At 58.9% G+C, this 23,093-nt stretch carries 26 protein-coding genes; 17 read left to right on the forward strand and 9 right to left on the reverse strand.

What is annotated here, in order from left to right; genetic code table 11:
- The first annotated feature begins 200 nt into the window (after window positions 1-200).
- The 9 genes from fimE to HMPREF3140_RS17435 all read left to right on the forward strand — a co-directional run bounded on the left by fimE (window position 201) and on the right by HMPREF3140_RS17435 (window position 9,275).
- A complete protein-coding gene (fimE, locus tag HMPREF3140_RS17390) occupies window positions 201-809 on the forward strand; it encodes a type 1 fimbria switch DNA invertase FimE (RefSeq protein WP_004174509.1) in 609 nt (202 codons plus the stop codon).
- 479 nt (window positions 810-1,288) lie between these two features.
- Window positions 1,289-1,837, forward strand: coding sequence for a type 1 fimbrial major subunit FimA (fimA, locus tag HMPREF3140_RS17400; protein WP_002916190.1), 549 nt, complete (start codon window positions 1,289-1,291; stop codon window positions 1,835-1,837).
- Between the two features lie 70 nt (window positions 1,838-1,907).
- The gene (locus tag HMPREF3140_RS17405) at window positions 1,908-2,444 is read left to right on the forward strand and encodes a type 1 fimbrial minor subunit FimI (protein WP_004174507.1); all 537 of its coding nucleotides are present in this window, start codon (window positions 1,908-1,910) and stop codon (window positions 2,442-2,444) included.
- A 67-nt stretch (window positions 2,445-2,511) separates the two neighbouring features.
- Entirely contained in the window at window positions 2,512-3,198 is a 687-nt protein-coding gene (locus HMPREF3140_RS17410) for a fimbria/pilus periplasmic chaperone (RefSeq protein WP_004144024.1), read from the forward strand.
- 81 nt (window positions 3,199-3,279) lie between these two features.
- Window positions 3,280-5,892, forward strand: a complete 2,613-nt coding sequence (locus HMPREF3140_RS17415) for a fimbrial biogenesis usher protein (protein WP_032412347.1) — start codon at window positions 3,280-3,282, stop codon at window positions 5,890-5,892.
- A gap of 10 nt (window positions 5,893-5,902) precedes the next feature.
- Window positions 5,903-6,430, forward strand: a complete 528-nt coding sequence (locus HMPREF3140_RS17420) for a type 1 fimbrial adaptor subunit FimF (protein ID WP_009308600.1) — start codon at window positions 5,903-5,905, stop codon at window positions 6,428-6,430.
- 27 nt (window positions 6,431-6,457) lie between these two features.
- Complete coding sequence (locus HMPREF3140_RS17425) at window positions 6,458-6,943, forward strand: type 1 fimbrial minor subunit FimG (protein WP_004229447.1); 486 nt, start codon at window positions 6,458-6,460, stop codon at window positions 6,941-6,943.
- A 17-nt stretch (window positions 6,944-6,960) separates the two neighbouring features.
- On the forward strand, window positions 6,961-7,866 hold the full coding sequence (locus HMPREF3140_RS17430) for a fimbrial protein (protein WP_004151788.1): 906 nt from the start codon (window positions 6,961-6,963) through the stop codon (window positions 7,864-7,866).
- The gene (locus HMPREF3140_RS17435; RefSeq protein ID WP_070553046.1) at window positions 7,863-9,275 is read left to right on the forward strand and encodes an EAL domain-containing protein; all 1,413 of its coding nucleotides are present in this window, start codon (window positions 7,863-7,865) and stop codon (window positions 9,273-9,275) included. Before HMPREF3140_RS17430 ends, HMPREF3140_RS17435 begins: the two co-directional genes overlap by 4 nt.
- 42 nt (window positions 9,276-9,317) lie before the next feature.
- Here HMPREF3140_RS17435 and HMPREF3140_RS17440 read toward each other — a convergent pair whose 3' ends face one another.
- Window positions 9,318-9,590 (reverse strand): GNAT family N-acetyltransferase, encoded by a 273-nt coding sequence (locus tag HMPREF3140_RS17440; RefSeq protein WP_002916201.1) that lies wholly within the window; start codon window positions 9,588-9,590, stop codon window positions 9,318-9,320.
- Between the two features lie 11 nt (window positions 9,591-9,601).
- Complete coding sequence (gene yjdI, locus HMPREF3140_RS17445; protein ID WP_002916202.1) at window positions 9,602-9,832, reverse strand: 4Fe-4S mono-cluster protein YjdI; 231 nt, start codon at window positions 9,830-9,832, stop codon at window positions 9,602-9,604.
- Window positions 9,833-10,037: 205 nt separating this feature from the next.
- On the opposite strand from yjdI, the gene HMPREF3140_RS17450 reads away from it, so the two are divergent.
- Genes HMPREF3140_RS17450 through HMPREF3140_RS17465 form a run of 4 tightly spaced genes read left to right on the forward strand, consistent with a single transcriptional unit; the run spans window position 10,038 to window position 14,737 of the window.
- On the forward strand, window positions 10,038-10,310 hold the full coding sequence (locus tag HMPREF3140_RS17450; RefSeq protein ID WP_002916204.1) for a YtcA family lipoprotein: 273 nt from the start codon (window positions 10,038-10,040) through the stop codon (window positions 10,308-10,310).
- A 6-nt stretch (window positions 10,311-10,316) separates the two neighbouring features.
- Window positions 10,317-11,342 carry a multidrug transporter subunit MdtN gene (gene mdtN / locus HMPREF3140_RS17455; protein WP_004185522.1) on the forward strand — a complete coding sequence of 342 codons (1,026 nt, stop codon included), beginning with the start codon at window positions 10,317-10,319 and terminating at the stop codon, window positions 11,340-11,342.
- A gap of 12 nt (window positions 11,343-11,354) precedes the next feature.
- Window positions 11,355-13,292 carry a multidrug efflux transporter permease subunit MdtO gene (gene mdtO / locus HMPREF3140_RS17460; RefSeq protein WP_032412353.1) on the forward strand — a complete coding sequence of 646 codons (1,938 nt, stop codon included), beginning with the start codon at window positions 11,355-11,357 and terminating at the stop codon, window positions 13,290-13,292.
- A complete protein-coding gene (locus HMPREF3140_RS17465) occupies window positions 13,289-14,737 on the forward strand; it encodes an MdtP family multidrug efflux transporter outer membrane subunit (RefSeq protein WP_002916272.1) in 1,449 nt (482 codons plus the stop codon). Before mdtO ends, HMPREF3140_RS17465 begins: the two co-directional genes overlap by 4 nt.
- Before the next feature lie 243 nt (window positions 14,738-14,980).
- Here HMPREF3140_RS17465 and HMPREF3140_RS17470 read toward each other — a convergent pair whose 3' ends face one another.
- The 5 genes from HMPREF3140_RS17470 to HMPREF3140_RS17490 all read right to left on the reverse strand — a co-directional run bounded on the left by HMPREF3140_RS17470 (window position 14,981) and on the right by HMPREF3140_RS17490 (window position 19,596).
- A complete protein-coding gene (locus HMPREF3140_RS17470; RefSeq protein WP_002916274.1) occupies window positions 14,981-15,280 on the reverse strand; it encodes a DUF1889 family protein in 300 nt (99 codons plus the stop codon).
- A gap of 184 nt (window positions 15,281-15,464) precedes the next feature.
- Complete coding sequence (locus HMPREF3140_RS17475; RefSeq protein ID WP_002916277.1) at window positions 15,465-17,018, reverse strand: peptide MFS transporter; 1,554 nt, start codon at window positions 17,016-17,018, stop codon at window positions 15,465-15,467.
- A 472-nt stretch (window positions 17,019-17,490) separates the two neighbouring features.
- The gene (arsC, locus tag HMPREF3140_RS17480; RefSeq protein WP_016947386.1) at window positions 17,491-17,913 is read right to left on the reverse strand and encodes a glutaredoxin-dependent arsenate reductase; all 423 of its coding nucleotides are present in this window, start codon (window positions 17,911-17,913) and stop codon (window positions 17,491-17,493) included.
- 9 nt (window positions 17,914-17,922) lie between these two features.
- A complete protein-coding gene (gene arsB, locus HMPREF3140_RS17485) occupies window positions 17,923-19,215 on the reverse strand; it encodes an arsenical efflux pump membrane protein ArsB (RefSeq protein ID WP_002916279.1) in 1,293 nt (430 codons plus the stop codon).
- A gap of 51 nt (window positions 19,216-19,266) precedes the next feature.
- Window positions 19,267-19,596 carry a metalloregulator ArsR/SmtB family transcription factor gene (locus HMPREF3140_RS17490; protein WP_002916281.1) on the reverse strand — a complete coding sequence of 110 codons (330 nt, stop codon included), beginning with the start codon at window positions 19,594-19,596 and terminating at the stop codon, window positions 19,267-19,269.
- 218 nt (window positions 19,597-19,814) lie between these two features.
- Between HMPREF3140_RS17490 and HMPREF3140_RS17495 the strand changes: the two genes are divergently transcribed.
- Together HMPREF3140_RS17495 and HMPREF3140_RS17500 are read left to right on the forward strand one after the other, a co-directional pair.
- Window positions 19,815-20,108, forward strand: a complete 294-nt coding sequence (locus tag HMPREF3140_RS17495) for a YciI family protein (RefSeq protein ID WP_070553047.1) — start codon at window positions 19,815-19,817, stop codon at window positions 20,106-20,108.
- Between the two features lie 30 nt (window positions 20,109-20,138).
- The gene (locus tag HMPREF3140_RS17500) at window positions 20,139-20,711 is read left to right on the forward strand and encodes a DUF1349 domain-containing protein (protein ID WP_009308609.1); all 573 of its coding nucleotides are present in this window, start codon (window positions 20,139-20,141) and stop codon (window positions 20,709-20,711) included.
- A 3-nt stretch (window positions 20,712-20,714) separates the two neighbouring features.
- Here the strand turns inward: HMPREF3140_RS17500 and HMPREF3140_RS29570 are convergent, their stop codons facing one another.
- Both HMPREF3140_RS29570 and HMPREF3140_RS17510 read right to left on the reverse strand, forming a co-directional pair.
- Entirely contained in the window at window positions 20,715-20,990 is a 276-nt protein-coding gene (locus HMPREF3140_RS29570) for a hypothetical protein (RefSeq protein WP_004174494.1), read from the reverse strand.
- Window positions 20,991-21,161: 171 nt separating this feature from the next.
- Window positions 21,162-22,061, reverse strand: a complete 900-nt coding sequence (locus HMPREF3140_RS17510; protein ID WP_004174493.1) for a LysR family transcriptional regulator — start codon at window positions 22,059-22,061, stop codon at window positions 21,162-21,164.
- Window positions 22,062-22,199: 138 nt separating this feature from the next.
- Here HMPREF3140_RS17510 and HMPREF3140_RS17515 point away from each other — a divergent pair, with 138 nt between their 5' ends.
- Window positions 22,200-22,508, forward strand: coding sequence for a superoxide dismutase (locus HMPREF3140_RS17515; protein ID WP_004151785.1), 309 nt, complete (start codon window positions 22,200-22,202; stop codon window positions 22,506-22,508).
- A gap of 8 nt (window positions 22,509-22,516) precedes the next feature.
- Window positions 22,517-23,074 carry an NAD(P)H-dependent oxidoreductase gene (locus tag HMPREF3140_RS17520; RefSeq protein WP_070553048.1) on the forward strand — a complete coding sequence of 186 codons (558 nt, stop codon included), beginning with the start codon at window positions 22,517-22,519 and terminating at the stop codon, window positions 23,072-23,074.
- Window positions 23,075-23,093 lie beyond the last annotated feature (19 nt).

Here is a 23,093-nt window from a genome sequence, read left to right on the forward strand (position 1 = left end):
ACTATTGAGCCGATGATTAAAATCTTTAAAATTAAGAATTATCACCCGACGATATTTTTAGTGTCTGGCAATGTAATATGTTATCAATTCGTGATTAATCATCTTCACCCTGTACCGTTTTAGCATTACAGAACCTATTTCGTCATGGCGTATGGTTTCGCTGTGACGGTCATTCATACCTATTTTCAGGAGCAACTATTGTGAACCGACGTCGTTTTCTAACCGCCAAAGAAGTTCAGGCCATGATGCAGGCTGCTCGTCAGGGCCCTACCGGCGAACGGGACTACTGCCTCATTCTGCTGGCCTTTCGCCATGGCATGCGCATTAGCGAACTGCTGGATCTGCATTATCACGATCTGGATCTCCATGAAGGGCGGGTTAATGTGCGGCGATTAAAGAATGGTTTTTCGACGATTCATCCACTGCGTTTTGATGAGCGCGAGGCGATTGAGCGCTGGAGCCTGGTCCGTGCCGGCTGGAAAGCGGCGGACAAAACGGACGCACTGTTTATCTCCCGCCGCGGCACCGCGCTCTCCCGCCAGCAGGCGTATCGTATTATTCGCTCCGCCGGGGAAAATGCGGGTACCGTCACGCACACTCACCCCCATATGCTGCGTCACGCCTGCGGCTATGAACTGGCGGAAAGAGGGACAGATACGCGTTTGATACAGGATTATCTAGGACATCGCAATATTCGTCACACAGTACGTTACACCGCCAGTAATGCGGCACGTTTCGCTGGCATCTGGGAAAGAAATAATCTTTTAGAGGAAAAAGACCAGAAGAAGAAAAATGAATTAACAGATTGATTTTAAAGAATTAAAAAAATAACGAACAGGTCAATTGGGGCCAAACTGTTTATATCATAAAAATGTTTTGACATATTTTGCAACTCACTGCGCCATATTTCCGCAAAAAAAATAATATCTCATTGATTATTATCTATTTTTAAACCTGCAATTACTCACTTTTCTCTAACCATATCTCTGCTGCACCGGCGATCCGTCGCCAGCGCCATCGCTATTCCTTTCGCACTCCCTTCCACCACACCAGATTATATTACCATAAAAGCCAAATTTGGCAGAATTTAAAACCACAGAATACCAGGTTGACACAAAATACAGATCATTTATCCCAACGAGTCAAAATGGCCCCAATTGTCTCATCGGTTGGGCGAAAACTGTGCAGAGCCGGCAGCCGGACCACTCGGCTGAAATCTGAAATGCCTGGAAGGCACAACGGCTGCCAATCCGGTTCGTTATTTCGACATCGTTCAAAGGAAAACAGTATGAAAATCAAAACACTGGCAATGATTGTTGTGTCAGCACTGTCACTGAGCTCCACGGCAGCTCTGGCCGATACCACCACGGTCAACGGCGGGACCGTGCATTTTAAAGGAGAAGTCGTTAATGCGGCCTGTGCGGTGGATGCCGGCTCTATCGATCAAACCGTTCAGTTAGGCCAGGTGCGTTCCGCGAAACTGGCCACGGCGGGGAGCACCAGTTCGGCCGTCGGTTTCAACATCCAGCTGGATGATTGCGACACTACGGTAGCCACCAAAGCGTCCGTCGCCTTCGCCGGTACGGCCATCGACAGCAGCAATACCACCGTTCTGGCCCTGCAAAACTCTGCCGCTGGCAGCGCAACCAACGTCGGCGTGCAGATCCTCGACAATACCGGTACGCCACTGGCACTGGACGGCGCCACCTTCAGTGCTGCGACCACGCTGAATGACGGCCCCAACATCATCCCGTTCCAGGCACGTTACTACGCGACCGGCGCAGCGACGGCTGGTATAGCGAACGCGGATGCCACGTTCAAAGTGCAGTACGAGTAAGACCCGAGTCAGGCAGGGAAGCTATTCGGGCCAGGAGGGCCCGCTCTCTATTTTCAACCGGAGTGAAACGATGCAGGGAATGAAATCTGGTCTGCTGCTGCTACTGCCTCCGCTGGCGCTGGCCGGTAATCATTGGAACGTCACGCTGCCGGGGGGCAGCATGCGTTTTCAGGGCCTGATAATGGCGAGCTCCTGCCGCGTCGAAGCCGGCGATCGGCAGATGACGGTCAATCTGGGGCAGATCAGCAGTAATCGATTTCATGCCGTCGGCGAAGACAGCAACCCAATCCCTTTCGCGATTCATTTACAGGATTGCAGTACGGCGGTCAGCCAGCATGTGGGGGTGACCTTTCACGGCGTGGCTGATGGAAAAAACCCCGACGTGCTGTCGGTGGGTGAAGGTCCGGGGATCGCCAGTGGGATCGGTATTGCGCTATTCGACAGCCAGGGCCAGCAGCTCCCGCTCAATCGTCCAGCGGATCGCTGGATATCACTCTACCGCGGACCGACGACGCTAAATTTCGTCGCCAAATATCGGGCGACCGGACGCCAGGTCACCGGCGGTGCAGCCAATGCCCAGGCCTGGTTCTCATTGACCTATCAGTAATTAATCCGCAGACAAACAGGACAACACGGTGAGCAGACAAGGAGATAATGTGAGAAAAACGGCAACGATGGCGCATGGCTTACTGGCAGGATGTGTGCTTTTCGCCGCCAGTATCTTTAGCGCCAGCGCGCAGGCGGGCGTTGCGCTTGGCGCGACCCGGGTTATCTACCCGGCGGGACAGAAGCAGGTCCAGCTCGCGGTGACCAATAATGATGACAACAGTACCTGGCTTATTCAGTCATGGGTGGAAAATGCCGATGGTCAGCGAGACGGCCGGTTTGTCATCACTCCTCCGCTGTTTGCCATGCAGGGTAAAAAAGAGAACACCCTGCGCATTATCGACGCCACCAATAACCAGCTGCCGCAGGATCGGGAAAGTCTGTTCTGGATGAACGTGAAGGCGATCCCTTCGATGGATAAATCAAAGCTCAGCGACAATACCCTGCAGCTGGCGATTATCAGCCGCATCAAGCTCTACTACCGTCCGGGAAAACTGGCCCTGCCTCCGGATCAAGCGGCGGAAAAGCTGACCTTTAGCCGTAGCGGATCGTCGCTGACGCTGACGAACCCCACCCCCTATTACCTGACGGTGACCGAACTGAACGCCGGGACACGCATTCTGGAGAACGCCCTCGTACCGCCGATGGGCAAAACCAGCGTCAAGCTACCCGCGGATGCCGGGAACACCATCACCTATCGCACGATTAATGATTACGGCGCGCTGACGCCGAAAATGAATGGCGTGCTGCGCTAACCCAGAAGCGCCCCGCCGCGCGGGACACGCTGCGCATGACCAGAAGCAATGACAGCCGGGCAACGTCGGACCGGAGGGATAATGTCACATCGGAAATATGGACTGGATCATTTAGGTTGCCGAACTGCCCGGCGCCTGGTATCTCCGGCGCTGGCGCTGTGGCTCTGCTCACAGCCGTTTGCCGCGCGGGCGGACCTCTATTTTAACCCCCGCTTTTTAGCTGACGATCCGGCGGCAGTGGCTGACCTGTCGGGATTTGAAAAAGGCCAGGAGGTTCCGCCAGGCACCTATCGCGTCGATATTTATCTCAACAATGGTTTTATGACCACCCGGGACGTCACTTTCCAGGCCGATGCCCAGGGTCACGGTCTGTCACCCTGCCTGACGCGCGGCCAGCTGGCGAGCATGGGTGTGGATACCGGTCGGGTGCCGGGCATGGCGACGCTGGACAGCACGGCCTGCGTGCCGCTGACCACGCTTATCAGCGAAGCTACCACGCGCTTCGACGTCGGGCAGCAACGCCTGTACCTCACCGTCCCCCAGGCATTTATGGGTAACCATGCGCGCGGCTATATTCCGCCGGAGCTGTGGGATAACGGTATCACCGCCGGGCTGATTAACTATAACTTCACGGGCAATAACGCCCATAACACCACAGGTGGCAGCAGCCGTTACGCCTATCTGAATCTACAGAGCGGCCTGAACATTGGCGCCTGGCGTCTGCGCGATAACAGCACCTGGAGCTACAGCAGCGGCGGTAGCACCTCATCCAACGAGAATCGCTGGCAGCACGTTAACAGCTGGCTTGAGCGGGACATCACGCCTCTGCGTTCGCGACTCACCCTAGGGGACAGCTACACCAACGGCGATGTCTTCGACGGGATCAACTTCTGCGGCGCCCAGCTGGCCTCCGACGACAATATGCTACCGGACAGCCAGAAAGGCTTTGCGCCGGTGATCCACGGGATCGCCCGCGGCACGGCGCAGGTGTCAATCAGGCAAAACGGCTACGAAATCTACCAGAGCACAGTGCCGCCGGGACCATTTACCATCGACGATCTCTACGCCGCGGGCAATGGCGGCGATCTGCAGGTCACGATCAAAGAAGCGGATGGCTCCCGCCAGGTCTTCAGCGTGCCCTGGTCAACGGTGCCGGTTCTCCAGCGTGAAGGCCATACCCGCTTCGCCCTCACCGCCGGGGAGTACCGCAGCGGCAACAGTCAGCAGGAAACGCCCGATTTTTTCCAGGGCACGGTCATGCATGGCCTGCCGGCAGGCTGGACGCTCTACGGCGGCACCCAGCTGGCAGACCGCTATCGCGCCTTTAACCTTGGGGTGGGGAAAAACATGGGCTATTTCGGCGCCCTGTCGCTGGATATCACTCAGGCCAACGCCACCCTGGCTGACGACAGCGAACATCAGGGGCAGTCGGTGCGTTTTCTCTATAACAAATCCCTGGATGAGACCGGCACCAACCTGCAGCTGGTGGGCTACCGCTACTCTACCCGCGGCTATTATAACTTTGCCGATACCACTTACCGCCGGATGAGCGGCTACAGTGTGGAAACCCAGGACGGCGTTATCCAGGTAAAACCGAAATTTACCGACTACTACAATCTGGCTTACAGCAAGCGCGGCAAGGTGCAGCTGAGCGTGACTCAGCAGTTGGGGCGCACCGCCACCCTCTATCTCAGCGGTAGCCACCAGACCTACTGGGGCACCGACGATGCCGATGAGCAGCTGCAGGCCGGCCTCAACGCCGCCGTGGACGATATCAACTGGTCGCTAAGCTACAGCCTGACAAAAAACGCCTGGCAGCAGGGGCGCGATCAAATGCTGGCGATCAATATCAATATCCCCTTCAGCCACTGGCTGCGTTCCGACAGCCGCTCGGTCTGGCGGCACGCCAGCGCCAGCTACAGCCTGTCGCACGATCTCAATGGCCGCATGACCAATCTGGCGGGCCTGTACGGCACCCTGCTGGAAGACAACAACCTCAGCTATAGCGTGCAGACCGGCTATGCCGGCGGCGGCAACGGCGACAACGGGAGCACAGGCTACACCGCCCTCAACTACCGCGGCGGCTACGGCAACGCCAACGTCGGCTACAGCCGCAGCGATGGCTTTAAACAGCTCTACTACGGGGTCAGCGGCGGCGTGCTGGCGCACGCCAACGGCATCACTCTGAGCCAACCGTTAAACGATACCGTGGTGCTGGTGAAAGCCCCCGGCGCCGGCGGCGTGAAAGTGGAAAACCAGACCGGGGTACGCACCGACTGGCGCGGGTATGCCGTCCTGCCTTATGCCACTGAGTATCGCGAAAACCGGATCGCGCTGGATACCAACACCCTGGCGGACAATGTCGACCTTGACGATGCGGTGGTCAGCGTGGTGCCCACCCATGGGGCGATTGTCCGCGCCAACTTTAACGCCCAGGTGGGGATGAAGATCCTGATGACGCTGACCCATCGCGGCAAACCGGTGCCGTTTGGCGCCCTCGCCACCGGCGACAGCAACCAGAGCGGCAGCATCGTCGCGGACAACGGCCAGGTCTACCTGAGCGGGATGCCGCTGGCGGGCAAAGTGCGGGTGAAATGGGGCGATGGCCCGGACGCTCAGTGCGTGGCCGATTACCGTCTGCCGCCGGAGAGCCAGCAGCAGGCGCTCAGTCAGCTTTCGGTCGCGTGCCGCTAAGGAGATCATGATGAGAACACTGCAGTATCTGCTGGGCACCCTGTTCACCCTGGGCGCACCGGCTGCGCTTGCCGCCGATAGCACGATCACCATCAGCGGCTATGTCCGCGATAACGCCTGCGCGGTAGCCGGCGAATCGAAGGATTTTACTGTCGATTTACAGGATAACGCCGCGAAGCAGTTTTATGCCGTTGGGGCCACGACGCCGCCGGTGCCGTTCCGCATCGTGCTGTCGCCCTGCGGCACTTCCGTCACCGCGGTGAAGGTCGGTTTCACCGGCGTGGCGGACAGCATCAACACCAGCCTGTTAAAACTCGATGCCGGGGCCTCGGCGGCGGCAGGAATGGGGGTGGAAATTCTCGATCAGCAGCAGTCCCGGCTGCCGGTCAATGCGCCGTCATCCACCATGACCTGGACCACGCTGACCCCGGGCCAGACCAATATTCTCAACTTTTACGCCCGGCTGATGGCCACTCAGGTGCCCGTCACCGCCGGGCATGTCAATGCGACAGCGACATTCACCCTGGAATTTCAGTAAGCGGAGGCTGAAATGAAATGGACTCATGTGGGCTGGCTGCTGGCCGGCCTGTTAACCGCGAGCGCTTCCCTGCGGGCGGCCGACGTCACTCTCACCGTCAACGGCAAGGTGGTGGCCAGACCCTGCACGGTTTCCACCGTCAATGCCACCGTCGAGCTGGGCGATCTCTATACCTTTAGCCTGATCGGTGCGGGCTCGGCATCGGCCTGGCACAGCGTGGCGCTGGATCTGAGCAACTGCCCCGTGGGTACTTCACGGGTGAAAGCCACCTTCAGCGGAACGGCGGACAGCACCGGCTATTACAAAAACCAGGGAACGGCGGGCAATATTCAGCTCGAACTGCAGAACGAGGACGGCACCACGCTGAACAATGGCAGCAGCCAGTCGGTACAGGTGGATGAGGCCAGCCAGTCCGCTCGCTTCCCGCTGCAGGTCAGGGCGCTGTCCGTCAACGGCGGCGCCACGCAAGGCACCATTCAGGCGGTGATTAACGTCACCTATACCTACGCCTGAGCCAGGAGAGCATCATGATGAAAAAAATAATCCCCCTGTTCACCACCCTGCTGCTGCTGGGCTGGTCGATGAACGCCTGGTCCTTTGCCTGCAAAACGGCCACCGGGGCGACGATTCCCATCGGCGGCGGGTCAGCCAACGTCTACGTTAACCTGACCCCGGCGGTGAACGTCGGGCAAAACCTGGTGGTCGACCTCTCTACGCAGATTTTTTGCCATAACGACTATCCGGAAACGATCACCGACTACGTGACCCTGCAGCGCGGATCCGCCTATGGCGGTGTGCTGTCGAGTTTTTCAGGCACCGTGAAATATAACGGCACCTCTTACCCGTTCCCGACCACCACGGAAACCGCGCGGGTGATTTATGATTCACGGACCGATAAACCCTGGCCGGCCGTCCTGTATCTGACGCCGGTGAGCACTGCCGGTGGAGTGGCCATCACCGCAGGATCGTTAATCGCGGTGCTGATCCTGCATCAGACCAACAACTACAATAGCGACTCCTTCCAGTTCATCTGGAACATCTACGCCAATAACGACGTGGTGGTCCCCACCGGCGGCTGCGACGTCTCCGCCCGCGATGTCACCGTCACCCTCCCCGACTACCCGGGCTCGATGGCCGTGCCGCTCACCGTCCACTGCGCGCAAAGCCAGCAGCTGGGGTATTACCTCTCCGGCACCACCGCGGACAGCGCCAACGCGATCTTCACCAATACCGCCTCCGCCTCGCCGGCGCAGGGGATAGGCGTTCAGCTGACGCGCAACGGCAGCGCCGTCCCGGCGAACAGCACGGTCTCGCTGGGCACCGTCGGCACCTCGCCGGTCAATCTCGGCCTGACGGCCACCTATGCCCGGACCACAGGCCAGGTTACCGCCGGCAACGTGCAGTCGATCATCGGCATCACCTTTGTCTATCAATGATGACCGATTATATCCTCTCGCCCTGCTCGCTGGCCGCCCGCGGGTTGAGCCAGCTGATGCTGAACGCCGCGAGGCGGCCCGTTGAGCTGCCGGTCGAGGGCGTGTCCCTGCGCGAGCTGGCCGCCGTGAAGCGGATCGTGGTGTATCTCCCTGACGATCCCCTGTGGATGCTCACCACGCTGCGCCAGGCGGCAAGGCTACTCGACGAGGCCTTGCCGCCGTTACCGATGTTGATTCTGAGCCGCAGCCCGGCCATCTGGCTGTGGCAAACGCTGCTCTATCAGGTGAGTCATCCGGATCGTCTGCGCAACGTCCATACTGCCCCCGCCGATCTGTCCTGCGCGGAGCTGGCCCATCGGCTGGAGAATGCGCCGCGGCTTGAGCGGCTTGCCAGCGAAGCCGCCCTGATCCACGGAAAACGGGTCGCCGGGTTGACCCACGCCGAGCTCAAGGTGATCCTCGCCCTACTGCAAGGGCAGACGATAGGCGAGCAGGCCCAACGTCTCGGATTGAGCCAGAAAACGCTCTACACCCAGCGGCTGGCTGGGGTGAAAAAGCTGGTGGAATATCATCCGCATCTGGCCCCCCGCTTTCCGCGCACGCTGCTGCCGCGCTCATCCGCCAGCTCACTGTCGGCGTTTGAACAGGAATGGGTACAAGCGATCCACGATCGCCAGGTCTTCCCGGTTTTTCAACCTATCGTCGATAGTCGCTCACAGCTACAGGGGGTGGAGATCCTGATCCGCTGGCGCCACCGCGGCCAGGTACTTCACCCCCAGACCTTTCTGCCGCACTTCCGCGCCGACTACACCTGGCTGCTGCTTACGGCCTTTGTTCTGCAGGAGGCCGTGCAGAATATTAATGAGTATCCAGGCACCTTCTATTTTTCGGTCAACATACCCTCCTCACTCGCCGACAGTGACAGCCTGCTGCGGATGGTGGAAGCCGCTCGCCAGCAGCTTCGGCAGCCAGAGGGCGTGGCAAGGCTGGTGCTGGAATATGCTGAAACTATCGATTTTCGCCATCAGAGCCGCTCCGCCGCCCACGTGGCGCAGCTGCAACGTGCTGGCGTGCGCGTGATGTTGGACGACTGCTTTTCTCAGGGGAGCGTTATCTTTCCGGCGCGTCGACTGCACTTCAATGCGTATAAACTGGATATGAGCATCGTCAACGACGCCCAGCACGATCCAAAGGCGCTTGCGCTAATAAAAAGCCTGGCCTACTACTGCCAGTTAAGCGACAGTCGCTGTGTGGCGGAAGGGGTGGATTCACTGGCGAAATTTACGCAGTTAAAATCGCTGGGGATTGATCGCTTCCAGGGCTATCTGTTTTCACCACCGATGCGGCGCGAACATCTCCCGGATCTGATCCGCCGCTTTTCCCACCAGCGCGATCCGGCGAAACGTTGAGGGTGCGAGAAAAGCGCACCGGTTAGCACCGGTGCCGGTACGTCATGCGCGAATATCGTCGTATTCGCGGGTGTTATCGAATTCATGTTTGGCAAACGGGCAGAGAGGGATAATCTTCCGCTGCTCCTGGCGCATTTTTTCCACTACCTTCGCCACCAGCTGTTTCCCCACGCCCTGGCCTTTCAGGCTGGGATCAACATCGGTATGTTCGATAATGCTGAGGTGTTCGCCGGTGGGAACAAAAACAATCTCCGCCACCTGGTTTCCCTGCGCGTCGTTAACATAAAATTTGTTATGCCCTTCCAGTATTTCCATCTTCTCCTCGCTTATTTATGACGATATTGCAGAGCGCCGCTCGGGCAGGTATCAATCACGTTTACCACCGTCGCGACATCCACTTCATCCGGGATAATCCACGGCTTACGCTTCAGGTTGAAGAGCTTCGCGCTGCCGCGCACGCAGTTCCCGGAATGCTGACAGATCGCCGTATTAAAGTAGACGTCGATTTTCTCCCCGGTGTAGGCCCGGTAGCCGGCTTCCAGTAATTCCTTATCCATGACATTGCCTCGGTCGTTTTTATCTTTCAGGCTAAGCATAGCCCTCGCCGTGGCGGCTGACTATGCGCAAGCGCGGGAATTGACGCCTCACATCATGCTCTCCCATCGCGCAAGGATCCCGCAGTCAACGATCGGTTGACTTTCATTCCCGCAACGAGGCGATTACACTCATGACACACTGGTATGATCACTCAGGGATGTTCCATTGAATCATATTGCCACCATCGCCCGCCCGGCGCGGTTACTGCTCGTCTTGCCGCTTTCCGGCTGCTCACTTTCGCCAGAGATCCCGGTATTGGGCGCTGCTTTTCCCGGCTGGTTTTTCTGCTTACTGGGCGGTGCGTTTTTACTGATCCCCTGCCATATCCTGATTACCCGTAAAGGCTGGCAGCCGCGCTTTTCTCCCCTGGTCTTCAGCTACGTCGCGCTGATGTTCCTGTTCGCCACGTTGCTGTGGTTTCTGTTTTTTGTTCACTGATCGCTTATGACAACTTCCCGCACTCCCCTGTTACGCAAAAAGTGGCCTCTGCTGGCGCTGGTCCTTGCCGCCATCCTGGCGCTGATCCTCGTTATCTGGCAGTTGCAAACCTCGCCGGAGACCAATGACGCCTATGTCTATGCCGATACCATCGATGTAGTGCCCGAGGTCAGCGGACGCATCGTGGAGATGCCCATTCGCGATAACCAGCGGGTGAGAAAAGGCGATCTGTTGTTCCGCATCGACCCCCGCCCCTATCAGGCAATGCTCGATGACGCGAAAGCCCGGCTGACGACCCTCGACGCGCAGATCATGCTGACCCAGCGCACCATCAAAGCGCAAGAGTATAACGCCCAGTCGGTGGCGGCCGCCGTCGAGCGCGCCAGAGCGCTGGTTAAGCAGACCACCTCCACGCGTATCCGCCTTGAGCCGCTGGTGCCGCAGGGGTTCGCTTCCCAGGAAGATCTCGATCAGGCGCGCACCGCTGAGAAAGCGGCGCGGGCGGAGCTGGAGGCCACGCTGCTGCAGGCCAAACAGGCCTCGGCGGCCGTGACCGGCGTGGATGCCATGGTGGCGCAACGCGCCGGGGTCCTGGCGCAAATCGCCCTCGCTGAACTGCATCTGGAATTTACCGAAGTGCGCGCGCCGTTCAACGGCGTGGTGGTGGCGCTGAAAACCACCGTCGGCCAGTACGCCTCGGCGCTGAAGCCGGTCTTCACCCTGCTGGATGACGACCGCTGGTATGTGATCGCGAACTTCCGCGAAACCGACCTGAACAACGTGCGCCCCGGCGTGGCGGCGCGGATCACCGTGATGACCAACCACAACCGGACCTTTAACGGGGTGGTGGATTCGGTCGGCTCCGGGGTCCTGCCCGAAGGTGGGAGCGTCATCGAAGGGCTGCCGCTGATCCAGAAAAGCATTAACTGGGTCCACGTCTCGCAGCGCTTCCCGGTGAAAATCGCCGTCAGCGATCCCGACCCGGAACTGTTCCGCATGGGCGCCTCGGCCAGCGCCGTGCTGCAGCCGTAGCCGGGCGACGCTATGTTTCCTCTCGCCCATTTTTTACGCCAGGAGCTGCGCGACGCGCCGGGACGCGCCAGCTACACGCTGCGCCTGACGCTAAGCTGCGCGGTGCTCATCACCCTGTTTATGACCCTGCAGATCCCTTTCCTGGCCGTTGCGCTGATCGTCGTGTTCTACGTCAGCCAGCCTAACGTGTTGATGATTAAGCTGGTCAGCGTGGTCTTTTTTGTCACCGTCACCGTGGCGCTCGGCGGCGTGCTGCTGATCATCAAGTGGACCTATGACTACCCGCTGATCCGCCTGGCGGCCTCCGTGGCGCTCTTTTTCTGCGCCCTCTATCTGATGCGGGTGCTGGGCAAGCTGGGACTGGCCTTTTTCGTGGTGGCGCTGGCGGTGATTTACGCTCAGACCTTCCCGTCGATGACCAGCCAGAGCGAGATCCTGGTGCGGCTGCTGCTTTGGTTGTGGGTGGCGATTAACACCGCGATCCTCGTCACCCTGCTGGTCAACGCCTGCTTTCAGCAGGCCTTTCCCGGTAACCAGTTTAAGGCGCGCCTGGCCGGGATGCTGCACGAGGTCGCCCGGCGGCTGGCGGCCCCGGACGCTGAAGCGCCACCGACCTTCGGCGAGACCGCCGCGCAGTTCAATCAGCTGCAGTCGCTGTTCGCCCAGGCCAGCCGGGCGACACCGGAGATCGCCGCCGATCCCCTGGCCTGGCGCTCGCGGCTGGCCGCCACTTTGCGCTGCTACCAGCTGGCGGCCCTGCTGCAAGCAGACGAGGCGGATAGTGACGATCGCCAGCAGCTGTCGCAGGCGGTACTTCAGCTGAAGAACGCCCTTCGCGAGGGGCCGTTTGACGGCGCTATTCCTCCCCTGACGCTCTGCGGTCGCGGCGTCAATCGCGCTGTTCTGCAGGAGATGGCTACCACTCTGCAGCGGCTGGCGCAGGGTGAGCCGGTTGCCCTGCCGCAGGGTGAGGTGGAGAAGGCGCCCCTACTGGCGCCGGACGCCTGGCGCAACCCGGCATATCTCCATTTTGCGCTCAAGACCCTGCTGGCGACCCTAATCTGCTATGTCTTCTATACCGCTGCCGACTGGCAGGGTCTACATACCATTATGCTGAGCTGCGTGATCGTCGCCCAGCCCGGGCTGGGCGCCACGATGCAAAAGACATGGCTGCGCATCGGCGGGGCGCTGCTCGCCTCCCTGCTGGCGCTGCTGTTAATCGTCTTTGTCCAGCCCTGGACCGATTCGCTGACGGGCCTGCTGGCGATGTCCCTGCCGGTGCTGGCGCTGGCGGCGTGGATTGCCGCCGGCTCGGAGCGTATCGCCTACGCCGGGATCCAGATTGGTTTCACCTTTGCGCTGGCCTTTCTCAGCTGGTTTGCTCCGCTGACGAACCTCACCGAGCTGCGGGATCGGGTGCTGGGCATCCTGCTCGGGGTGCTGGTCTCCTCCATTGTCCATTTGTATCTCTGGCCGGACAGCGAAGCGCCGCAGCTGAAAACCCGCCTTGCGGCACTTTATCGCCGGCTGGCGGACTGCCTCGCCGCCCCGAAGGAGGCGGTTCCGCTGGCTCCCCTGCTTGTCGCCTTCACCGACAGCGAAGCGCTGCTCCACCGGGTTCGCGCCGAACCGCTGGGCACGTATGCTCACCCCTGGCCCCAGGCGAAAGGCTGGCCGATGCGCGCCACCCTCGCCCAGGCCGAGGAGATCGCCCGCCTCAGCGAAGGCTACCGACTCAACGCCGCGCCGGGAGACCCGACCCTGGCCCGCTGCGCCGAACAGCTGCGGCGCTACGCTGAACGTATCGAACAGGAGGCGACGGCGCCTGGCGAACAGCTGACCGCCGACCTGACTAACCCCTTTGGCCCGGCGCTGGCCGCCGCGCTGGCCGCCCTGCCCGACTGGGGGCCGACACCGATAGCGACTGAGCAACAGGCTAAAACGTCATGATGATCCTTCCTTTCTCCGCGCGCCTGCGCGGCACTCTTTTTACCCTGACGCTGACGTTGCTCAGCGGCTGCGCGCTGATCCAGGATGAGCCTGCCCAGGTCGCCATCGTCAATCCGCAGCAGGCCCAGCTGGCGCAGGTGATCCACCTGGCGAACAGCGACTGGCCGGCCGCCCGCTGGTGGGAGGCCTATGATGATCCTCAGCTCAATATGCTGATCAACCGGGCGCTGCAGAACTCGCCGACCATGCAGGCCGCCCGGCTGCGCATCTCCCAGTCGCAGTCCACGGTGGAACTCGCCCGGTCGGCGATGGGCCTGCAGGCCACCGCCGTCGCGGCGCAAAACCGCCTGCGGATCACCGACAAATCCTTTAGCTGGCCCTACTCATACTCCCTGCCGGTGGATAAAAACGGCCCCTGGTATACGCTGAATACCGTTGGCGTCGGGGCGCAGCTGAATATCGATCTCTGGGGGGCCGATCGCGCCCGGGTCGCCGCCGCTATTGGCGAGAAAAACGCCCGGCTGGCGGAGACCGCCGGCATTGAGCTCGACATCGCCAGCAGCGTGGCGCAGCTCTATTTCGCCATGCAGGCGACGTTCCAGAAAATCGCGCTGCTGCAGGAGCTGGAGGGCATTGCCCGATTCTCGGTGGAAGCCCACGAGCACCGGACCCGGCGCGGCCTGGAAGACAGTGTGGATGTGGCCAACGCCCAGGCCGAACAGCTCGCCGCTCGCCAGCAGATCATTAGCGCCGAGGGGATGCTGACCCAGTATCGTGAAACCCTGCGGGCGCTGATCGGCGCCGATGCGCAAAGCATGCCGGCCATCCATCCGGTGGCGCTGCCGGCGCTCCAGGAGACGCTGCCGCCGTCGCTCTCTTTCGAGCTGCTGGCCCGCCGTCCGGACCTGCAGGCGCTGCGCGGCTACGTCACCGCCTCCCTGAGCCAGGTCGATGCGGCGAAAGCGGCCTTCTACCCCCATTTTGATATCAAAGCGTTCTGGGGCTATAACGCCCTGAGCGTCGGGGATCTGTTTAAGTCCTCTTTCCAGCAGATCAACCTGCTGCCCGGGCTGTATCTGCCTATCTTCGACGGCGGCCGTCTGAACGCTAATCTGCAGTCGGTACGCACCGCCAGCAACATCCTGATCAAACAGTACAACCAGGCGGTGCTGGATGCGGTTCGCGATGTCGCTATCAGCTCCAGCCAGCTTAACGACCTGAATCAGCAGCGCGCGCTGCAGCAGCTAAAAGTCACCGCGGCGCAGACCACCACCGATAGCGCTCGCGCTCATTATCAGCGCGGCCTCCTCAGCCGCTACGCCGCCGAAGAAGCCCGCCGGGCGGTCCTCGCCCAGCAGCTGTTGCTGCTGGACATTGAGGCCCAGCGGCTAAGCACCGACATTACCCTGATCAAAGCCCTGGGCGGCGGCTATCGAGGGCAGTAACAAAAATGCCTTCCCCGAGGGGAAGGCAATCAGACTGCAGACAAAGTGCAATCTTCAGCGCTTGCGCGGGCCTACAGCTAACTGCATAACTGTTTGATATTGGAGTTTTGTAGGCCGGGTAAGGCGAAAGCCGCCACCCGGCAGAAAGGCGAGCACAATAACGAAACGGGTTTGTCATCCGCCAGAATGCCTTCCCAATAGGGGAAGGCATTAAGCTGAAGAGGCGGGGTGGATGCGCGGCGATTACACCAGGGCGCGCAGCTCTTCCCGCATATAGGTGGAAAAGAATTCCGGATGCTTAATCACCAGCCGTTCGCCGGCGGCGACCCGTTCAGCCCACTCCGCCACTTTATCGGTAAACCCAGCGCTCCAGCCCTGCTGTTGGCCGCGCGCAGCGACGTCGGCCGGGGTGGCGGGTACGCCCAGTTCTTTTAAATATTTGAGAATTCCCTTCGCGGTACTTTCATCCATAGACTGTGGTACTGGCTCAGACGTATTCATACCACCGATGAAATCCAATGCTTTATCAATGACTGCTGGCATAGGTGTGTCCTTATATTAACCACATAGTAAACCTGACTACACTATGGACCGGAAAGCGACGTGATTTCAAAGAACACGCTCACGTTATGGGACATCGCGCATTGTGAAAAGGGGATTTTGTTCTGCTGGGGCGGGGATTGGACAAAAAACAAGCCGGCCCCGTAGGGCCGGCCTGAGGATCGCGTCAGGCGTTGCTGAGGGATTTTTGCGCGGCGCTGGACCGACTGTTCTCCAGCATCCGGCGGACCGGGACAATCAGCACGGCCAGCACGGCGGCGCAGATCAGCAATGCGATGGAGCAGCGGGCGAAGAGGTCCGGCAGCAGCGACAGCTGATCGGCCTTCACATGACCGCCGATCAGGCCCGCCGCCAGGTTACCCAGCGCGCTGGCGCAGAACCACAGCCCCATCATCTGGCCGCGCATTCTCTCCGGCGCCAGCAGAGTCATGGTCGCCAGCCCAATCGGGCTGAGGCACAGTTCACCGAGCGTCAGCATCAGGATGCTGCCCACCAGCCACAGCGGCGACACACCGGCCCCGCCGTTGCTCAGAACGTTCTGCGCCGCCAGCATCATCAGGCCAAAGCCCGCCGCTGCGCACAGGATGCCAATGACGAATTTGGTCATACTGCCCGGACGAACGTTTTTACGCGCCAGCGCAGGCCACGCCCAGCTGAATACCGGCGCGAGGAGAATGATAAACAAGGCGTTAATCGACTGGAACCAGACCGCGGGGATCTCAAAATCGCCGATCATCCGGTTGGTATAGTCGTTAGCAAACAGGTTGAAGGAGGTCGGTTTCTGTTCAAAAGCGGACCAGAAAAAGGCCGCCGAGACCAGCAAAATAAAGCACACCAGCAGGCGCGCCCGCTCTTTACGGTTGAGTCCGGCGAAGACGAACAGCCAGATGAAATAGAGCGCCACGGAGGCGGCAATCACATAGACCAGCACGCTGGCCACCGCTACCGGGTTAATCACGATCGTGCCCAGGCTGATAAGCGTGACCAGCACCGCCACTCCCAGCGCCAGCGCCAGCAGCCACGCTCCAACGCCATTCTTTTTCGCCACCGGGCTGTTCCAGGTGGAATCGAGGCCAACCTCCGCGTCATAGCGCTTCATCGACGGTACGGCAAAGACACGGAAAATGATCAGCGCCACCAGCATCCCGATCCCTCCGATGCCGAAGCCCCAGTGCCAGCCATGCGATTTGATAAGCCAGCCAGAGATCAATGGCGCGATAAACGAGCCGATGTTGATCCCCATGTAGAACAGCGAAAAACCACCGTCGCGGCGCGCGTCGCCCTTTTTATACAGGGTGCCGACCATCACCGAGATACAGGTTTTAAACAACCCGGAACCCAGGACGATAAACATCAGACCGATAAAGAACAGATCGTTGCCCAGCCATGCTGACAGAGCGATCGACAGGTGCCCCAGGGCGATCAGGATAGAGCCGTACCAGACGGCGCGTTGTTGGCCAAGCCAGTTATCCGCCAGCCAGCCGCCCGGCAGCGCGGCCAGATACATACTGCCGGCAAAAATCCCAACGATCGCCGAGGCGTTCTCTCGCGCCAGGCCCATGCCGCCGTCGTACACTGTCGCCGCCATAAACAGGATCAGTAAAGGACGGATGCCGTAAAACGAGAAGCGCTCCCACATTTCAGTGAAGAACAGGGAGCCCAGCGGATAAGGATGGCCGAAAAAGGTACGGCTTTCGTTTTTATTAACAGAGGAATGCATAAATTCTCCAGGTAAGGTGCGCCGCAGCGCAAGTTAACCGTATAAAGCAGGCTGACGATTTATAATTTGTTTGTATTAACATCAAACACGAGCATTTTTAACCATTTGATAACCACGCAATGGTTTTGTCCAGCCCCTTACCTTCCCTTTTTAGATGAAAAGTCGACAAACATCTAGTTTTACAGATTTAATGTTCGCAATAATGCAAACGACGTTGACTTTATATCATTACGCACAAAACGAAATTTTACCCATTAAAAACAAGCAGTTAATAATTTATCGAGAGACATAAACCACCGGCGCAGAGGCGGTGTATAACGGCAGGAAAAGTAAGGGAAACAGACTGGATAGTGGAGAAATAGCGCTAAGCGAGAATATTGTCAGCAATCCAGGCGCTACATACCTGGAGAGCCTACCATACAGCAGGGTTAACACGGCATGCCGGCTGCTACAGCCGGCGCCATTCTGCGCGCTATTTCACACGCTGCCCTGCGGCATCAATGACTGGCTCACCGTCCTCCTTCACGAATGCGCCTTTTTGCGGCGCCGTCAGGATCTCCAGCACCACCTCTGACGGGCGGCAGAGTCGGGTGCCCTGCGGCGTCGTTACGATCGGACGGTTAATCAGGATCGGATGCTGAAGCATAAAGTCGATTATCTGGTCGTCAGTAAACCGGTCTTCCGCCAGGCCCAGCGCGTCGTAGGGTTCGACGTTTTTCCGCAGCAGCGCGCGCACCGGGATCCCCATCGCGGCGAGCAGCTGGCGCAGCTCATCACCCGACGGCGGCGTCTCCAGATAATAGATAATGGTGGGCTCGGCGCCGCTGTTACGGATCAGCGCCAGCGTATTACGCGAGGTGCCGCAGTCAGGGTTATGGTAAATGGTGATGCTCATAGTACGTTCTCATGGCTGGTTGAAGGAGAGACGCAGCGCCAGCGCGGCCAGCGTCACAAGCAGCACCGGCAGGGTCATGGTGATGCCGCAGCGGAAATAATACCCCCAACCGATGGTGATGTGCTTCTGCGCCAGCACATGCAGCCACAGCAGCGTGGCCAGGCTACCAATTGGCGTGATCTTGGGCCCCAGATCGCAGCCGATGACGTTGGCATAAATCATGGCCTCTTTGATCGTCCCTGTTGCCGTGCTGCCATCAATCGACAGGGCGCCGACCAGTACGCTGGGCATATTATTCATTATTGAAGAGAGGAAGGCCGACAGGATACCGGTGCCCAGCGTCGCGGCCCAGAGGCCGCGCTCCGCCAGCATGTTCAGCACCGTGGTCAGATAATCCGTTAACCCGGCGTTTCGCAGACCATACACCACCAGATACATTCCCAGCGAGAAGATCACTATCTGCCACGGGGCGCCGCGCAGCACCTTGCCGGTGTTAATTACCCGCCCGCGCTTCGCGACAGCAAACAGGATCCCGGCGCCGAGCGCCGCGATGGCGCTGACCGGGATCCCCAGCGGTTCAAGGACGAAAAAGCCAGCCAGCAACAGCAGCAGCACGCCCCAGCCGGTGCGGAACGTCGCTGGATCTTTTATCGCCGTGGCCGGCGCTTTTAGTAACGCCATATCCCAGGCCGGCGGGATATCCTTGCGAAAGAACAGGTGCAGCATCGCCAGGGTGGTGAGGATCGCCGCGAGATCGACCGGCACCATCACCGAAGCGTACTCCCTGAAGCCGATGGCAAAGAAATCTGCCGAAACGATATTCACCAGATTCGACACCACCAGCGGCAGGCTGGCGGTATCGGCAATAAATCCGGCGGCCATGACAAAGGCCAGCATCGTTCCCTTGCTGAACCCCAGCGCTCGCAGCATGGCAATCACGATTGGCGTGAGGATCAGCGCCGCCCCATCGTTGGCAAACAGCGCCGCCACAGCCGCGCCGAGCAGGATAATCCAGGTAAACAGCAGACGACCCCGGCCTCTTCCCCAGCGGGAAACGTGCAGCGCGGCCCATTCGAAAAAGCCAGACTCATCAAGCAGCAGGCTGATAATGATAACGGCGATAAAGGTGGCGGTCGCATTCCAGACGATATGCCATACCACCGGGATATCGGCTACCTGTACGCCACCGGTGGCCAGCGCCAGCGCCGCGCCAAATGCCGCGCTCCAGCCGATCCCTAACCCCCGCGGCTGCCAGATCACCAGCACCAGGGTCAGGATAAAAATCGTACCTGCCAGCAACATCGTTCCTCCGCCAATCACATTCGAAAAATCATATATGTTAAGATAAATTTTTTACCGGCAACCCGGCCCGCCAGCCAGTCTGCTGATCATCAGCCGCACATCCTCCTGCTGACTGAGCCAGGCCTGCTCAATCACCTGCGCCGCCCAGGCCGGCATCTGCGGAGAGAGGCGGTAATGGACCCACTTACCCTGTTTACGATCCAGCAGCAATCCGCTCTCACGGAGCATCGCCAGATGGCGGGAGATCTTGGGCTGGGACTGGGCGAGCGCCGTACAGAGATCGCACACGCACAGCTCTCCACGCGCCTTGAGCAGCAATACGATCCCCAGCCGAGTTTCATCGGCGAGGTTTTTGAACAGTTGCAGGGGCAATAAAGACATGATTTCTCCTCAAGCGTGACGGACAGCATACGGGGCCACAAAGAAAGATCAATATACATGCGAAAAAACATATATATTAATTCACGTCTGCGATGAGCATCCGGGATGTTGCGCCCCGCCATCCCTGCTAAATAGCACGGAAAAATGCCGCGTTTTCTTTTATCCATCATCGAAATATGTCAGGCTGGAGATCCCATTGGATTGCCAGGGCTTTCAGGATGAGTACGATTTATGTGGTTGTTTTAACGTATATAAAACCGCTCGAAGAGGTTGACCGTGCGATCCCCGCCCACATCGAATGGCTCAAAAAAGGCTATGCCGACGGCCTCTTTCTCGCCTCCGGCCGCCGTATTCCCCGCACCGGCGGCGTCATTCTGGCAAAATGCGATAGCCGGGAAACTCTGCAAGCGCGTCTGAGCCAGGATCCCTTCCAGCAGCTGGGTCTCGCCCGTACAGAGATTATTCCCTTTGAGGTCAGCATGGCGTCACCCGCGCTGCAGTCGCTGTTATAACCCTGTCTGAAAGCATATCCCGGAGGAAAAATGCAGCCGTACTTTCACTGGATCAATGAACCTGCCGAGTGGCGCCGCGATGCCGACGGCCTGACGGTGGTCACTAATAAGCATACCGACTTCTGGCGCCATACCTGGTATGGCTTCGAGCGCTTCTCTGGCCATCTCTATGCCGCAGAAGTGGCGGGCGATTTTACCCTGCAGGCAAAAATCTGTGCGGATTTCACCACGCTTTACGACCAGGCCGGGCTGATGATGATGGCCGACGAGCAGACCTGGCTGAAGGCGGGAATTGAATTCAATGACGATGCCCCGGCCATCGGCAGCGTACTGACGCTAACCCACTCCGACTGGGCCACCGGGCTTTTCCCCGGCGACCCGCGCACCTTCTGGCTGCGGCTGACCCGCAAGGGCGACGCGTTAAGGCTGCAGTATTCAACCGACGGCGAGCACTGGCCGCTGCTGCGGCTCGGCTACTTTCCGCCAGGCCCGGTGAAAGCGGGCGTCATGTGCTGCTCACCGGAGCGTGGCGGACTGGCGGTTGCGTTTCAGGATATTCAGCTTTCCCCGCCGCTGGACAAAGCGCTGCACGATCTGAGCTGAACGCTAGCGGGAAGACCCGACTTTCTCTGCATCCTGGGGCCCAGGATTGCAGGGTTCGCTGGTGCCAGGGAGATAAAAATGACCGTGCTTATCGGGATCGGTGCCGCCAGGGCACCCTGCCCGACCCGAGGAATTATCGATATCGCCGCCGTTCGAACCGTTGCCGCCGTCGGCGCCAGCGCTCACCGACTGCCCGTTATGGCCACCGTGAACACCATGCGCAGCACTGGCCGAAAACGCCACCAGCGCGAATATACAGACTATGAAGCGTCTGCCCATTGATACCTCTCCCTTATTGATATTCCCAGCCTATGACGTTGGTGATGGGTTAAGCCGTTGAGCGGCAAAAATCATCGCGATAAAAACCGCTTTATCCGCAAGGAGTATAGGGTTAAGGCTGAGGGAAAGACAGGATCTATGCCTTCAGATATGTCGCACGCAAAATAGCCTTTATTCCGCGGCATGCATTATCAGGAAATCAATCAGGGCTTTCACCCTTTTCGTTCTGCCTGCGTTTTTTGGGTAATAGAGATAAACCGGCGGATAGGTTTTCCAGTAGTCCTCCATCACGGGAATAAACTGCTCACGATCGGGCTGTAATTGCAGGATTGGTTCAAATAAACGGCCAATCCCCAGTCCGTGGCGAATACCGTCGGCCATGACGTCAATATCATTGCTGATTAACTGTCCGGGCATCTCGACGGTGAGCTGCTCGCCGTGGTCATTGAGGATCAGCGGCAGGATGCGGTTGTTGGTAATAAAGCGATAGCCAATCAGCCGGTGATGATGGAGATCGGCAGGCATCGCGGGCACGCCATATTCGGCAAGATAGGCAGAGGAGGCGTATAGCCCTTCACGAAACGGCTTCATTAACGGGCGGGCGACCACGCCGCCTTCGAGAATATCGCCAAAGCGGATCCCAAGGTCGAAACGTTCTTCAATAATATTGACGGTACCGTCATAGACCGATATTTCCAGCTGGATCCCCGGATATTGCTGACAAAATGCCGCCATCGCCGGTTTGAGAATAAGCAGGTAGGCAAAGCGCGAGAGGGTTATTCTCACTGCCCCGGAGGGCTCCTGATTCTGGTCGCGGATGATTTCCAGCGACTTTTCCAGTGTCTCCACCGCCGCGGCGGTCTGCTCCAGCAGCTGTTGCCCGGTTTCCGTCAGCTCGATACGCCGGGTAGTGCGCACAAAAAGGGGGTGGCCAATATGCTCCTCCAGCAGCCTGAGCGCATTGCTGACCGACGGCGGCGTGATTTCGAGCTTGCGCGCGGCGGCCGAGATATTGCCCTCGCGCGCAATGCTCTGAAAGATGCGTATCTGATTATAAAGCGCGTTATTCATAGCATCTCCTTAAGACACCCTCGCCTGATTATTAAGTACAGGCTAAATATTCTTAAGTCAATGACCGCCTAATCTTCCCCCCCTGCGGCTCGTATACTTTTGTCTCTTCCCGCTGATAACGACTTTCCGGAGACAACTATGCGAATTTTATGTCTGGATATCCCTGCCCCCGGCGCGACGCTGGAACACTATGCGCCGCACCTTACCGCAGAAGCCCTGCACGCCTGGGGACTGTACAAGTCAGGCTTTATTCGCGACATCTATTTCCGTCAGGATCGACCCGGCGTCGCTATTTTCCTCGAGTGCGACACCGTGGAAGAGGCGAATAATGTCATGGCCGAATTTCCGCTGGCAAAAGCGGGTCTATTAACCTTCGAGTGTATTCCACTCGGCTCGTTTATTAGCTGGGAAAATCTCTTCTCTGCTGAATTTAAACATCAGGAGTAACGTTGGGAATGGCTCATATTCTTGTCGTTTCCGGGCATCCGGATCTTAACCATTCCATCGCCAACGCCACCATCCTCGACGAAGTGGAGACCGCCCTGCCCGACGCGGAAATCCGCCGTCTGGACAGGCTCTATCCGCACGGCAACATCAATATCAGCGCAGAGCAGGAAAGCCTGCTCAGGGCCGATGTGATTGTCTGGCAGTTTCCTTTTTCCTGGTATGGGCTGCCCGGGTTAATGAAACAGTGGCTGGACGAGGTTTTTGTTCATGGCTTTGCTCACGGCTCAACGGCGAAACTGGGCGGTAAAAAACTGCTTCTCTGTTTCACCACCGGGGCGCCGCAAGCGCTCTACACCACTGACGGTTTCTTTGGCCACGCCATTGAAGAGTACCTCCTTCCTTTCGAGACCACGGCCAGGCTGTGCAATCTTGAGCTGCTGGCGCCGGTTTATACCTGCGGCATCAGCTACGCCGACCGGGATGCCGACAAAATCGCCCAGCAAAAAGCGCGTGCCCGGGAGCACGCGGCCAGACTGATCGCGCAGCTGAAAACTCTGGTGGAATAACCCAAAGGGAGAAAATAAC

The organism is Klebsiella sp. HMSC16A12, from assembly GCF_001808265.1.
GTDB classification, from domain to species: Bacteria; Pseudomonadota; Gammaproteobacteria; order Enterobacterales; family Enterobacteriaceae; genus Klebsiella; species Klebsiella pneumoniae.